Origin of the sequence: Halorussus vallis (assembly GCF_024138165.1) — an archaeon.
Lineage (GTDB): Archaea > Halobacteriota > Halobacteria > Halobacteriales > Haladaptataceae > Halorussus > Halorussus vallis.
Map to the genome: position 1 here is coordinate 3409499 of NZ_CP100000.1, position 12752 is coordinate 3422250.

13 protein-coding genes are annotated in these 12752 nt (G+C 67.0%); 6 read left to right on the top strand and 7 right to left on the bottom strand.

Going from position 1 to position 12752, the window contains the following annotated elements; all coding sequences use genetic code 11:
- Positions 1-157: 157 nt before the first annotated feature.
- Entirely contained in the window at positions 158-1426 is a 1269-nt protein-coding gene (locus tag NGM07_RS17245) for an HAD family hydrolase (RefSeq protein WP_253513783.1), read from the top strand.
- Between the two features lie 45 nt (positions 1427-1471).
- Here NGM07_RS17245 and NGM07_RS17250 read toward each other — a convergent pair whose 3' ends face one another.
- The gene (locus NGM07_RS17250) at positions 1472-3040 is read right to left on the bottom strand and encodes a right-handed parallel beta-helix repeat-containing protein (RefSeq protein ID WP_253513785.1); all 1569 of its coding nucleotides are present in this window, start codon (positions 3038-3040) and stop codon (positions 1472-1474) included.
- Positions 3041-3439: 399 nt separating this feature from the next.
- Positions 3440-3712 carry a MoaD/ThiS family protein gene (locus NGM07_RS17255; RefSeq protein WP_253513786.1) on the bottom strand — a complete coding sequence of 91 codons (273 nt, stop codon included), beginning with the start codon at positions 3710-3712 and terminating at the stop codon, positions 3440-3442.
- Positions 3713-3812: 100 nt separating this feature from the next.
- On the opposite strand from NGM07_RS17255, the gene NGM07_RS17260 reads away from it, so the two are divergent.
- Together NGM07_RS17260 and NGM07_RS17265 are read left to right on the top strand one after the other, a co-directional pair.
- Positions 3813-4733 (top strand): dihydrodipicolinate synthase family protein, encoded by a 921-nt coding sequence (locus tag NGM07_RS17260; protein ID WP_253513788.1) that lies wholly within the window; start codon positions 3813-3815, stop codon positions 4731-4733.
- Positions 4734-4970: 237 nt separating this feature from the next.
- Positions 4971-6209, top strand: coding sequence for a mandelate racemase/muconate lactonizing enzyme family protein (locus NGM07_RS17265; RefSeq protein ID WP_253513790.1), 1239 nt, complete (start codon positions 4971-4973; stop codon positions 6207-6209).
- Positions 6210-6268: 59 nt separating this feature from the next.
- Here NGM07_RS17265 and NGM07_RS17270 read toward each other — a convergent pair whose 3' ends face one another.
- Entirely contained in the window at positions 6269-6547 is a 279-nt protein-coding gene (locus tag NGM07_RS17270; RefSeq protein ID WP_253513792.1) for a hypothetical protein, read from the bottom strand.
- Between the two features lie 293 nt (positions 6548-6840).
- On the opposite strand from NGM07_RS17270, the gene NGM07_RS17275 reads away from it, so the two are divergent.
- From NGM07_RS17275 to NGM07_RS17285, 3 genes are all read left to right on the top strand, one after another.
- Positions 6841-8055 (top strand): MFS transporter, encoded by a 1215-nt coding sequence (locus tag NGM07_RS17275; RefSeq protein WP_253513794.1) that lies wholly within the window; start codon positions 6841-6843, stop codon positions 8053-8055.
- Between the two features lie 77 nt (positions 8056-8132).
- The gene (locus tag NGM07_RS25610) at positions 8133-8429 is read left to right on the top strand and encodes a DUF8530 family protein (protein ID WP_382193654.1); all 297 of its coding nucleotides are present in this window, start codon (positions 8133-8135) and stop codon (positions 8427-8429) included.
- A gap of 3 nt (positions 8430-8432) precedes the next feature.
- On the top strand, positions 8433-10097 hold the full coding sequence (locus NGM07_RS17285) for a methyl-accepting chemotaxis protein (RefSeq protein ID WP_253513797.1): 1665 nt from the start codon (positions 8433-8435) through the stop codon (positions 10095-10097).
- 314 nt (positions 10098-10411) lie between these two features.
- Here NGM07_RS17285 and NGM07_RS17290 read toward each other — a convergent pair whose 3' ends face one another.
- The 4 genes from NGM07_RS17290 to NGM07_RS17305 all read right to left on the bottom strand — a co-directional run bounded on the left by NGM07_RS17290 (position 10412) and on the right by NGM07_RS17305 (position 12744).
- Positions 10412-10762: a HalOD1 output domain-containing protein gene (locus NGM07_RS17290; RefSeq protein WP_253513798.1), complete on the bottom strand. Its 351-nt coding sequence runs from the start codon at positions 10760-10762 to the stop codon at positions 10412-10414.
- Positions 10763-10832: 70 nt separating this feature from the next.
- The gene (locus tag NGM07_RS17295; protein ID WP_253513800.1) at positions 10833-11501 is read right to left on the bottom strand and encodes a helix-turn-helix domain-containing protein; all 669 of its coding nucleotides are present in this window, start codon (positions 11499-11501) and stop codon (positions 10833-10835) included.
- 162 nt (positions 11502-11663) lie between these two features.
- Positions 11664-12206 carry a peptide-methionine (S)-S-oxide reductase MsrA gene (gene msrA, locus NGM07_RS17300; protein ID WP_253513801.1) on the bottom strand — a complete coding sequence of 181 codons (543 nt, stop codon included), beginning with the start codon at positions 12204-12206 and terminating at the stop codon, positions 11664-11666.
- 136 nt (positions 12207-12342) lie between these two features.
- Positions 12343-12744 carry a DUF488 domain-containing protein gene (locus NGM07_RS17305; protein WP_253513803.1) on the bottom strand — a complete coding sequence of 134 codons (402 nt, stop codon included), beginning with the start codon at positions 12742-12744 and terminating at the stop codon, positions 12343-12345.
- Positions 12745-12752: the final 8 nt, after the last annotated feature.

The following is a 12752-nucleotide window of genomic DNA, read 5'->3' on the forward strand; positions in this document are numbered from 1 at the left end:
AGCCGCCTCCTCCGTTGCGACGCGTCGTAACCGTCGTTTTTTCTAGCCCGCGTTTCGTGGTCGCGGCGACGTCCGCGGGCGAGCACCGGCGACCCCGACGTTCGCACCGTCCGCCCCGACCCCGACCTTTATCCCCCGAAACGACCCCATTCCACGCATGGAGCGTTACGACCAACTCTATCGGCTCTACGACGAGTTCGACGCCGCGACTCTCCGGGCGTACCAGAACTTCGTCGACGTGTTTCCCCCCGTCGACTCCCGGGTCGCGCTCGAACACTGGCAAGAGGCAAGCGACGAACTCGCCGCCCGGAAGGACGAGATTCGCGAGGCGTTCCCCGCGGTCGGCGAGACGTTCGCCGAGATCGCCGCGCGGGCGACCCGCGACCAGGCGTTCACCGCGCTCGACCTCCACGCCAAGTACGACCGCGGGGTCAACGTCCTCGTCCTCGACGTCGACGAGACGCTGCGCTCGGCAGGGGGCACCGACAACGAGATTCCCCGCGAGACGCTCCACCTACTCACCGAGTTCCACGAGAACGGCGTCCCCATCGTCATCTGTACCGGCCAGACCCTGGAGAACGTCAAGGGGTTCATGATTCAGGGCCTCGGGAGTGAAATCGTCCACTCGGGCGACCTCGCCATCGTCTACGAGGCCGGCACCGGCGTGTTCACGCCCGGCCACGGCGCCGACACCAAACAACTGCTCTACGAGGACCTGGACGCCGACGTCCGAGCCATCTTCGACGACGTGCGCGCCCGCGTCCTCTCGGAGGCCCCCGAGGAACTCCGCCGAGGCTGTCACCTCCAGGGCAACGAGTTCAACGTCACGATGAAGCCCAACTTCGAGACGGGGAGCAAGCGCGCCCGCGAAGTCATCGACGAGGCACTGATATACGAACTCGACCTGCTGGGCGACGCCGTGGTCGCGCGGGTCGAGGAGGGGGACGCGGACGCCGACGACGAAACGAGTCGCGCCAGCGAGTGGGCGCGGGCCTACTACGCCGCCCAGGACCCCGAAATCCGCGCGGTGCTCGAACAGGCGGGCGAGACGCCCGCCTGTTCGCCCGAGGACGTCCCCGAGACCGTCGCGGCGCTCTTCGAGCGCATCGACGTCGCCTACTACGAGGCCGACGCCGCCGAAATCGGGAGTCTCGAACTCAACAAGGTGGTCGGCGTGGAGGCCGCCTTCGACGTGCTGGGCGTCGACGACCCCTTCTCGGTCGTGATGGGCGACTCCAAGAGCGACCTCCGGGTGATGGAGTGGGTCGCCGAACACGACCGCGGAATCGGAGCCGCGCCCGAACACGCCTCCCGGGACGTGCTCGACCACGTGGTCCGGACCGACGAACTCGTCTTCGACCGCGGGAAGGCCGGCGACGTGCTCCGGACGGTGTACGCGCTGAACCGACTGGCGAACCTGGGGTGAGTCGCCCGCGAACGGGGGACGGCTCCGACCGGAAACCCGCTCGGGCTATCCGGCCGTCTCGTTCTCGGCCGCCGCGGTGGTTTCGTCTCCGGCCACCGTCGCCGTCTCGTTTCCTTCCGCGACGGTCGCCCCGTTCTCCGCCGTCGGTTCGGGGGACGTCGGCTCCGGCGGTTCCGTCCGGTCAGCGCCCCGTTCGTCGGTTCGGCCGCCCGGACGCCAGTCGATGCGCATCTCTCGCAGCGAGGCGTCGTCGCTCGTGTTCGCCACGACGAAGCCCGCGCCCGCCGTCGTTCGATTCGTCGCCGCGACTCCGGTTCGGTTCGCCGCCGCGTCGTCTCCGAGACGCTCGTCGGTTCGGGCCAGCGCGACGTCGGTGCCCACGAACGAGACGCTCGCACCGCCGGTCGTGAGGTTCCGGACCGTGTTGTCTCTCGACCCGGCCCACGAGTAGTACGTCCAGTTCGTGTTGTTCGCCGCGAGCGTGTCGGCGACGAGGTTTTGGCTAGAGTTGTTGACGACGATTCCAGCGGAGTAGCCGGCCATCGCGGTGAACTCGTCCGTCCCGGTCGTGTTCGCCACGACGTTGCCGACCAGCGAGTTGTTCGTGCTGCCGAGGATGAGCGAGATTCCCGCGTGTCCGTTTCCGGTGACCTCGTTGTCGGTAATCCGGTTTCGCTCGCCGGCGATGAGGAAGATTCCGTCGAACTCGTTCGCCCGCGAAGCGGTGTCGACGACTCGACTGTCGTTCACCCCGTCCAGGACGATGCCGCTCGCTCCGCTCCGCTCGACCGTGCTGGAAGAGACGCGAACCGACGTGCTGTTGAACACGTAGATGCCGGACTCGCCGCTCTCTCGGGCGGTCGTCCGGTCGACACGCAGGGCCGAACTGTTCTCTGCGTACAACCCCCACTGGTTTCCGTCGAGCGCGCTCTCGGTGACCGCCACTCGGCTCGACCGGTGGATTTCGAGGCCGTCGCCGTTCCCCGTCACCCGCACGTTCCGCATCGCGCCGTTAGAGACGTCGTCGTAGTAGATGCCGAAGACGAACTCCCGAACCGTCACGTCGGTCACGGTCACGTTCGTCAGCGGAGTCGACGCGTTGGCCGCGATGCCGGTGTTGGCCCACTCGGGGTTCGAGGGCGTCGGATAGCTGACGTTGACGGTCCGATTCTTGGCCGTGTCGTTCGCGCTCGCGTTCGCAGCGTCGTCGGTCGGGCCCGGGGTCAGTTCCGTCGTCTCCGGGGCTGCTTCTGCCGTCTCGTCCGGTCCGGCGGTGGTACCCGCTTGGGTCGTCTCGCCCGTCTCGTTAGGGACGATACCGTAACTCGCGTTGGCGAACGCCTCCAACCGGGACCGGTTCTGTACCCCGTCGATCGTGTGACCCCGGCCGTCGAGGACCACGTCGCTGGTTTCGATTCGGATGCAGGCGTCCTCGGAACTGTCGGTGATGTTCGCGGTGAGAACGTAGCGACCCGGTTCGGTGATGGTGGTACACGATTCGATGCTATTGGTCTGGAGTCTGTCCGCACTTCTGTCGATGCCGACGCCGGCGTACCCGAACGGGACGACGGTCAGGAGAACGACGACTCCGAGAACGGTGAGGGTTCGCCACATAGGTCGACCAACCGGCGACCGAATCTTTGTTATTTGGTAGCACCCAACGCTGTAACGCGGCGTACGGTGTGAGTCTGCTGCGAATCTATCGGCTGTCCCCCACGCTTTACCCCGAATTTTGCGCGCCCCTCGTCGCCGCGCCTCCACGCTCACACCGGTTCGCCCCGCGGCGACCGCCGAAACGGATGGCCGACCCGTTACAGAGGGTGGTTACGCGGGTGCAAAATCCGATTGCCTGTCAGGTCAGATGGCACGGTCGAGAGCGTCAAAACGCCGAGGGACCTGTACGTCTCGCGCAGCTCGCAGCGGAAAATCGGAAAGGCGGCGAAATCGGGGAAGAACGGAGACGAGATGCCGGAAAGACCGGAGAACCGAGGGACAGGAGGACCGAAACGGGGCTCAGACGTTCAGGCTGAACCGCACGGTGTCGCCCGACTCCAGCGGACTCGCGGTCGAGAGCGTCTCGGTCGAGTCGACCGATTCGCGCACGACGATGGTGTCCGAGCGCAGGCGCTCGCCGTTCAGGACGCCCGCCCGAACCTGCGGGCCGTACGTGTCGGCCAGTTTTTCGACGACTTCGCCGAGCGTCGCACCCTCCCGAACTCCCACGCGGGCCTCGTGGGTCCCCGTCCGCGCTACCAGCGTCCCCGTGAGTTTGACGGTCACGTTCATACCTCCCACTCTAGCGTCCTCCGACTAAAAGTTTACTCACTCTCGAAAAAGTCCTGCCGGGACGAAACCGCTTAAGGACGCGGCCCGCCACGGTTCGAACATGGCAGACAACGCTCCGAAACCCGGTAGCAAGGACCCGCTGGACCTGCACGGCGTCGTCCCGCCGACCATCACCGCGTTCGACGAGGACGAGTCGGTCGACTACGACGCGACCGCGGCCCACGCCCGGTTCGTCGTCGACCGCGGCGCCCACGGTGTCTTTCCGCTGGGGACCAACGGCGAGTTCCCGCTACTCGCGCCCGACGAGCGCGACGAAGTGGTGGAAGCCGTGGTCGAGACGGTCGGGGACGACGCCCCCGTCATTGCGGGCGTCGGCGCACCGAGCACCCGCCAGACGGTCGGTCACGCCGAGCGCGCCGAGATGGTGGGCGCCGACGGCGTGGTCGTCGTGACGCCGTACTACTACCCGGTCGACCACGACGCCGCGGTCGAACACTACCGCCGCGTGGCCGAATCGGTCGACCTGCCGGTGTACGTCTACCACATCCCGAGCAAGACGGGCAACTCGCTGTCCCGGAAAACGGTCGACGCGCTCGCCGAGATAGACAACCTCGTCGGACTGAAGGACTCGAGCAAGGACGTGCCGTGGCTCGGCCAGGCCATCGACGACCACCCCGAACTGACGTTCCTCGCCGGGTCGGACTCGCTACTGTTCCCCGGCCTGGAAATCGGCTGTTCGGGCATGGTGAGCGCCGTCGCCAACGTCTTCCCCGAACTCGTCGTCGACCTCTACGAGGCCTACGACGAGGGCGACGAGGAGCGCGCCCGGGAACTCCAGAGCGACGTGTACGACGTTCGCGACGCCCTCAAGCGCGGGCCGTACATGGCGGGGGTCAAGACCGCGCTGTCGGTCCGGGACGTCGGCTTCGACCCCGGCCCGCTCCGGAGTCCGCTCCGCCAGATGGACGACGACGACCGCGCGGCGCTCGAAGACGACCTCTCGAACCTCGGCCTGCTCTGACCGCCGGCCGCCGCAAATCTTCCACTCGGTCGCGCTCGCGAACCTCTCTATGCCTATCGCGCTCCCGTCCCGGCCGCGGCCGGGACGGGAGCGCACCCCGCGAGAACGGCCCGGAGCTTTTTATTCGGGGAGGTGGTCGTCTCGACCACGTAGCGAGCGGGTGGTCGACCGCGGAACCGGTCGACCGGCGCCTCCGTATCCTCTAAATTTTTACTACTGGCCGAGTAATCCGGTAGCATGGGACGTAACTACGAGTCGCTTCACGACCCGAACGCCGAGTACACGATGCGGGACCTCTCGGCCGAGACGATGGGCGCGACGGGCCAGCGCGCCGGTCTGCGCGACATCGAGATCACCGACGTCCAGACCACGATGATCGACGGGAACTTCCCGTGGACGCTGGTCCGGATCTACACCGACGCGGGCATCGTCGGCACCGGCGAGGCCTACTGGGGCGCGGGCGTACCCGAACTCATCGAGCGGATGAAGCCGTTCGTGGTCGGCGAGAACCCGATGGACATCGACCGCCTGTTCGAACACCTCGTCCAGAAGATGAGCGGCGAGGGCTCCATCCAGGGCGTCACCGTCACGGCCATCTCGGGCATCGAAATCGCGCTCCACGACCTCGCGGGCAAGGTGCTCGACGTGCCCGCCTACCAGTTGCTCGGCGGGAAGTACCGCGATAAGGTTCGGGTGTACTGCGACTGCCACGCCGGCGAGGAGGCCGACCCCGAGAGCAACGCCGACGAGGCGGAGCGCGTGGTCGAGGAACTCGGCTACGACGCGCTCAAGTTCGACCTCGACGTGCCCTCGGGCCACGAGAAGGACCGCGCCAACCGCCACCTCCGCAACCCCGAAATCCAGCACAAGGTCGACATCGTGGAGGCGGTCACCGAACGCGTCGGCGACCGCGCCGACGTCGCGTTCGACTGCCACTGGACGTTCTCGGCCGGCAGCGCCAAGCGCTTGGCGAGCGCGCTCGAAGAGTACGACATCTGGTGGCTGGAAGACCCGGTCCCGCCGGAGAACCACGACGTCCAGGCCAACGTCACCCACTCGACCACCACGCCCATCGCGGCGGGCGAGAACGTCTACCGTAAACACGGCCACCGCCGCCTGCTCGAAGAGCAGGCCGTCGACATCGTCGCGCCCGACATGCCGAAGGTCGGCGGGATGCGCGAAACCCGGAAAATCGCCGACATGGCCGACACCTACTACGTGCCGGTGGCGATGCACAACGTCTCCTCGCCGGTCGCGACGATGGCCAGCGCCCACGTCGGCACCGCCATCCCGAACTCGCTGGCGGTCGAGTACCACAGCTACCAGCTGGGCTGGTGGGGCGACCTCGTCGAGGAGGACGTCATCGAGGACGGTTACGTCGAGATTCCCGAGAAACCGGGCCTGGGCGTGACGCTCGACATGGACGTCGTCGAAGAGCACATGGTCGAAGGCGAGACGCTGTTCGACGAGGCGTAGCCGAAGTCGAGTTCGAAAATCAAAGATTTTCGGTGTTCGACCGAACAGCGGGACGCTCGCTACTCGTCCCGAAGTGCATCTGCGATAGATTCGAGTTCGGCCTTCCGGAACGGACGTTCGGCACTGCTCGGGTCGGCCTCGTCTAAGCGACCTATCCTCCAGAGAACGCCCGCCCGCATCTGCGGTTTAGAGGGCAGACGGTCCACATCGATATCGTAATCCACGGCGTCGCAGAGCGCCGCGAGCGCTTCTTTGGTGAAGGCGGTCGATTCGACGCGCTCGTGTCTGTCCACCGCTCGTCGGATTTCGTTCCTGAGGTCGTCGACGGTCCGTGTCACGCGTACAGTGGTGACCGGCCTCGTTCTGTAAGTTCCGGTCGAGCGTCGAACGGGCGTCTGACTCGCCCCCGAAATCGCGCACGGTCGCCCCTGTTGGGCGAGGGCCCTTTCGACGACGGCGTCCGGCGAGACGACGAATCCCGCGAATCGACAGCCCCAGCACCCTGAAACCAGCACCCCGAAAGCACCAAACGTTTACCCACGTGGCCGTCGCAGGTCCGTCCTCCACCGGCGAGCGCGTCGGGTCGCAGTCGCGAACTGCGTGCTCGCTCGGAGCTAAACCGGGGGAATCCGTGACGACGGCTAGTCGCACGCCGGCCGCCGTGCCGTGGCGCTCGCCCACCGTCAGAGTCGTCTTCGCCGCCACCGCGCTCGCGCCGCTGGGCGTGCCGCTGGTCGCCCCGGCGCTCCCCGTGGTGAGGGCCGCCTTCGGCCTGAGCGACGCGGCGGCGAGCCTCCTCGTCTCCGTGTACTTCGTGACGGGCATCGTCCTCTCGCCGTTCATCGGCCTACTCGCCGACCGGTGGGGTCGACGACTGGTGCTGGTCCCGTCGCTGTTCGTCTTCGCGCTCGCAGGGGGCGCGATAGCCGCCGCGCCGAACTTCGAGGCGATTCTGGCGATTCGACTGCTCCAGGGGACCGCCGCCGCGGGCATCTTCGTCACGACAGTGACACTCATCGGCGACGCGTTCGACGGCGTCCAGCGAAACGCGGTGCTGGGGGTCAACACCGCGGTGCTGTCGGCGGGCGCGGGCGTCTACCCGCTCGTCGGCGGCTACCTCGCCACGCTGTCGTGGCGCGCGCCCTTCCTCGCGTACCTCGCCGGACTCCCCGTCGCCGTCTTCGCGTGGTTCGCGCTGGACGAACCCCGAGCGGAGCGCCACCGGGGCGGCGTCGCCTACCTCCGACGGGTGGCGCGAACGCTGTCGACGCGGGCCGCGGCCATCCCCTACGGCACCGCGCTGGCGACCGAACTGCTGTTTTTCGGCACCGTCCTCACGACCGTCCCGTTCCTGTTCGCGCGCCGGTACGACCTCTCGCCGGTCCACATCGGACTGGTCATCACGGCCGTCGAGGCGACTTCGACCGCAGTCGCGGCCGCGAACGGCCGACTCGCCCGGCGGTTCTCCGACGACCGAATCGTCGCGCTCGGCTACGCCTGCTACGGCGTCGGCCTGCTGACGGCGTGGGTCGCGACGTCACTCGCGCTCGTGGTCGCCGGCGTGGTCGTCGTCGGCGCGGGCGTCGGTCTGACCCTGCCCTCCGTCGACGCGCTGTTGAGCGACCTCGTCTCCCGGGAGTACCGTGCCGGCGCGTTGAGTCTGCGCAACTCCGCGACGTTCCTCGGGCGGGCCGCGGGGCCGATCCTGTTCGCCGGGGTCGCGACCGAGACGGGCTACCGGCCGTTGCTCCTGGCCGCAGGTCTGTTCGCGTTCGCCGGCGGTTCCGGAGTACTCTTCCTGAGCCGAGGGGGAAGAACCGGGAGCCGCGACGCCCCCGGAACATAATTATCTTCCGTTAGAATCTAGGCAACGTTTTTGTCACCCCTTCGCACAGGGGCCACCGTGAATGGTGAACGAAATCTATGCCAGATGCGCTAACAGTACTAGACCCGAAGGAAATCGTGCTAGCTTGTGTTGCAATTATCGGATTATTTCCGGTAGTAATCCACTATCGTAACGAGTCGAAGTGGTTCACGGCGGGCTACGCGATGCTGGTCGTCGCGGCGGTGGCCACGAACGCCGAGGCGTTCGCGTTCGGCGATTTCTTCAACCTCGTCGAGCACGGCGCGGGACTCATGGGGTCGGGCGTCGCGTTCGCGTTCGCCGCCCGCGAGCGCCGCCGGACGCTCCTGACCGAGCGGGCCGAAGGGGAGGTCTAACCCGTGGTCGACGCGACGGCGGTCTTCGACGTGGTCGCGGTCGTCGCGTACGTCGTGGCCATCGCGTACGGGCTCCGCAACTATCGGTTGGGCGGGGTCGAGGCGAGTTTCTGGACGAACTTCGCGTTCGCGTCGTTCCTCGGCCTGCTGTGGGTTTCCACGGTGTCGCTGGAGTGGCTCGGTATCGAGGGCGAACTGCTCGACGTCATCGGCGTCTCGCTGCTGGCGGTGACGACCGGCGTGTTCGCCGTCGCCGCCACCGGGTCACTCGCCGTCGTCGAGGACCTCAAGACCGAGAAGCGCGAAACCGAGGCCTCCCGCCGGGGGGCCGAGGAGTCCCGCGACGAGGCCGAGCGCTCGCGCCAGGACGCCGAGTCGTCACGGCAGGACGCGGAGGCGGCCTGGAAGGACGCAGAAGAGTCCCGGAAGGAGGCCGAGACGTTCAACGAGGCGCTCCGCCGGAAGGCCAGGGAGTACGAGTCGGTGATGGAGCAAGCGGCCGCCGGCGACCTCCGCGTGCGGATGGACCCCGAGAGCCGCGCGGCCGTGATGCAGGACATCGGCGAGACGTTCAACGAGATGATGGACGAGTTGGAGCGGACCGTCCGCGACATCCGGTCGTTCGCCGACGAGGTCACCCACGTCAGCACCGAGGTCGACGCCAGCGCCGAGGAGATTCGCACCGCGAGCGCGGAGGTCGGCGAGTCGGTCCAGGAGATCTCCCACGGCACCGACCGCCAGCGCGAGAACCTCCGGGAGGTCGTGGGTGAGATGCACGGCCTCTCGGGGACCGTCGAGGAGATCGCGGCGTCGGCCGACCAGGTCGCCGCGACGGCCGACCAGGTTTCGACGATGGGCGCTCAGGGCACCGAGTCGGCCGGCGCGGCGGTCGACGGGATGACCGACATCGAAACCACGACCGACCGGACGGTCGCGGAGGTGGAGTCGCTGGCCGAGGAAATCGGGGAGATCGGCGAGGTGGTCGAGGTCATCCGGGCCATCGCGGCCGAGACCAACCTGCTCGCGCTCAACGCCTCCATCGAGGCGACCCGCGCGGGCGACGCCGGCGACGGCTTCGGCGTGGTCGCCGCCGAGATCAAGGCGCTGGCCGAGGAGGCCAACGAGGCAACCGACCGTATCGAGGGACTCATCCACGACATCCAGCGTTCGACGGCCGAAACCGTCTCGGAGATGGAGACGATGGGCGAGGGCGTCGACCGCGGCACCGACACCGTGACCGAAGCCCTCGACGCCCTGGAGGAGATCGCCGACAGCGTCGGCCAGGTCGACGTCGGCGTCCGGGAGATCAGCGAGGCGACAGACGACCAGGCGACCTCGACCGAGGAGGTCGTCAGCATGGTCGACGACGTGACCGCGGTCGCCGAGCGGACGGGCGACGAGGCCGAGAGCGCTTCGGCGGCCGCCGAGGAGCAGGCCGCCTCGCTGTCGGAGGTTTCGGACCGCATCGCGTCGCTGGCCTCGCAGACGTCCGACCTCTCGGAACTGCTCGCCGGCTTTGAGGTGGGCGGCCGTGGCGAGGAGCGTGCTCCCGCCACGTCGCCCACCGCGGGCGGCGGTGATCGGACCGTCACGACCGACGGCGGGCGACCCGAACGCCGTCCCGATTTCGAGTTCGTCTCGAACCCCGACCCGACCGCCAACGAGTGACGTTCGGGGCTTCTCGGCCTCGGTCGGTTCGAGGGACCGATTGCTGCCGGGGTTGACGTGACGCGTCGGACGGCGGTCCGGCGTCTCGACGGCGAATCGGCTTCGATTCCGCCGGGCGCTCGCGACTCTCGACCGAACCGGTTCCCCCGAATAACGACTACCACAGGCTCCGGCGTTCTATCGTCAGAGGAAGTATCGCCACCGATGTTCACAGCGCGAACATTCGAACACGTGCGCGCTGAATCCGCCCTCCGTCTCCTCGGTACTCACGTACTCTCCGAATCCACGTTGGCACTCTTTACAGAGGCCCCCTCTCATTTGCGAGGTTCGCGGTCCGGCGAAAGCTCGCGTACCGACACGGTGTTCGTGCCGGTAACGGACACCTCGTATCCGGCATAGGGAAACGAAACTTCCACGTCTCGGTCGGACGACCCGGAGCAGAGACCGTCGAGCGCGTCCGGATTCACTGCGTCGAAAAGCGGCGGAAGACATCTGCTCTCACCGTCGGTCGCGACATCCTCGCTCCGGGGAGCCGAAGGGCGACCGCTAATCTCCCTGACCGCACTGAGAACTGCGTCAGCCACCGTCTCCCCTTCGCCGAGGTGGTAGTCCAGCGCGACGCTCTCGGCCTTCGCCGACTCGCCAGTAAGAGAACCCTCGCTCATAGATAACGATTGTTTGGCGTGGAGTGAGGTTGCCAGTTACCGTTAACTATGGAAGCCTTTCAAGTAGCGGTCAATCCGGGGCGTCGTCTCCCGGCGTGTAATGCGCGATGGTGCTCTTGAGGAGATTCCGCGTTCCTCGTCGAAGGCGGTCGGCGAACGCGGGCCGCGAGATGTCGAGTCGGTCGGCGAGCGTTTCGAGGGTCGTCTTCCGCGATTCGTCGTAGTATCCCTCGTTGACCGCCAGGAGCAACGCCTCGTACTGGTTCGAGGTGAGGTTGTACTCGTCGCCCGCTTCCATCTCGGCGAGCGATTTGAGTCGGACGAGTTGCGCGTCGATGTCGCGGTCGGCGCAGTACTGCTGGAACGCCAGAATCGCGTCCGAGTCCTCGGCGCGAAATTCGAAGGTCCAGATTTCGCCGGTCCCGACCGCCGACAGTAGCGTGAGACCGGCTTCCGTGATCGCGGTGAGGACGCCTTCGACCCTCTGATTCCACGTCGCTCGAAACAGACCGCGGTCGTCGAGGTCGTCGATGAGCGCGACCGACTCGAAGGCGGTTTCGTCGTCGAGGGCGTCTTCGATGTGCGAAGCGTCGTTGTTGCGAATCCAGAAGTACGGCAGGACGTACTCGTTCGTCGGGACGACGCGTTCGAGTTCGACCGTCGCGTTCGGGAGGTGTTCGAATATCCGACCGAGCGGGAAGTCGTCGGTTGGGACGGTGAACTCCGCGATGGTCGCCATGTCGGGACGTTCAGGGTCGCGAGACGGAAAAGGAGCGCGACTACCCCGTGAATCTTGAAAAGTTACGTCGCGTGGCGCTTCCGACGGGAGACGGTGGCGGAGTCGTTCGGTACGACCGTGGCAGTGTGACGCCGGGCGGTTTTCCCGGACGCGGCGCGTCGACTACTGCGTGACCTTGTCTTTGAACTTCTCGCGAACCTTCTGGACCTTCGGCTCGGCCTGAATCGAGCAGTATTGGTCGTTGGGGTTCTTCTCGTAGTAGTTCTGGTGGTACTCCTCGGCCCGGTAGAACTCCTCCAGCGGTTCGATCTCCGTGACGATTTCTCCCTCGTCGTAGGCGCCCTCGGCTTCGAGTTCCCGGACGAACGCCTCGACGGTTTCCTTCTGGGCGTCGTCGTGGTAGAAGACCGCCGAGCGGTACTGGGTGCCCACGTCCGGCCCCTGGCGGTTGAGCTGGGTCGGGTCGTGGATTGTGAAGAACACCTTCAGCAGGTCCTCGTAGGCGACGACGTCGGGGTCGTACTCGACCTGCACGACCTCGGCGTGGCCGGTGTCGCCCGAGCAGACCGCCTCGTAGGACGGGTCCTCGACGTGGCCGCCGGCGTAGCCCGAGGTGACATCGGTCACGCCGTCGAGTTCCTCGAGTGCCGCTTCGATGCACCAGAAACAGCCGCCCGCGAGGGTGGCCTTCTCGGTTTCGGTCATTGACCGGAGGTAGGGGCCGGGGACAGTTAGGCTTGCGGGAAGCGGTCGATTCGGGTCGGACGTGAGTCCAGACACCTGGAGCCCGGGCGCCGACGCAGTCGCGTCGGCGCCCGGGCTTCAAGCGTCCGCCGTCCGTCTACGTCCCCTTCCGGAGTTCCTCGACCAGCGCGACCCGGTGGCACCGCTTGTCGTCCAGGTTCTCGAAGCAGACGAGGTAGACCGGCCGCGACTCGGCGACCTCGCGAATCCGGTCCATCGTTTGCTGGGCGTCGGGCGACGACCGGAGGTGTTCGCGGTACACTTCGTCGAAGTTCAGCGCGTCCCACGCTTCGTTGTGGCCGCGCTCCTCGGTCAGAATCTTCGCCGCCGAGAGCAGGTGGTCGGGCGGCGCGACGGCGGGCAGGTTCTCGTCTATCGCGGCGTTGAGCCACCGGGTCGGCCGGCGGCAGACGCCGAAGACCGCCGCCTCGTCCGGAATCTCGACCTTGTCGTGCTGGATGGCCGCGAGGTAGGTGTGCCGGAGGTTCTCCTCGGTCATGACTCGGT

Excerpts from the sequence above, each read along its gene's own strand:
- NGM07_RS17245 (WP_253513783.1), top strand. The coding sequence starts at position 158 with ATGGAGCGTTACGACCAACTCTATCGGCTCTACGACGAGTTCGACGCC.
- NGM07_RS17250 (WP_253513785.1), bottom strand. The coding sequence starts at position 3,040 with ATGTGGCGAACCCTCACCGTTCTCGGAGTCGTCGTTCTCCTGACCGTC.
- NGM07_RS17255 (WP_253513786.1), bottom strand. The coding sequence starts at position 3,712 with ATGAACGTGACCGTCAAACTCACGGGGACGCTGGTAGCGCGGACGGGG.
- NGM07_RS17260 (WP_253513788.1), top strand. The coding sequence starts at position 3,813 with ATGGCAGACAACGCTCCGAAACCCGGTAGCAAGGACCCGCTGGACCTG.
- NGM07_RS17265 (WP_253513790.1), top strand. The coding sequence starts at position 4,971 with ATGGGACGTAACTACGAGTCGCTTCACGACCCGAACGCCGAGTACACG.
- NGM07_RS25610 (WP_382193654.1), top strand. The coding sequence starts at position 8,133 with ATGCCAGATGCGCTAACAGTACTAGACCCGAAGGAAATCGTGCTAGCT.
- NGM07_RS17290 (WP_253513798.1), bottom strand. The coding sequence starts at position 10,762 with ATGAGCGAGGGTTCTCTTACTGGCGAGTCGGCGAAGGCCGAGAGCGTC.
- NGM07_RS17295 (WP_253513800.1), bottom strand. The coding sequence starts at position 11,501 with ATGGCGACCATCGCGGAGTTCACCGTCCCAACCGACGACTTCCCGCTC.
- msrA (WP_253513801.1), bottom strand. The coding sequence starts at position 12,206 with ATGACCGAAACCGAGAAGGCCACCCTCGCGGGCGGCTGTTTCTGGTGC.
- NGM07_RS17305 (WP_253513803.1), bottom strand. The coding sequence starts at position 12,744 with ATGACCGAGGAGAACCTCCGGCACACCTACCTCGCGGCCATCCAGCAC.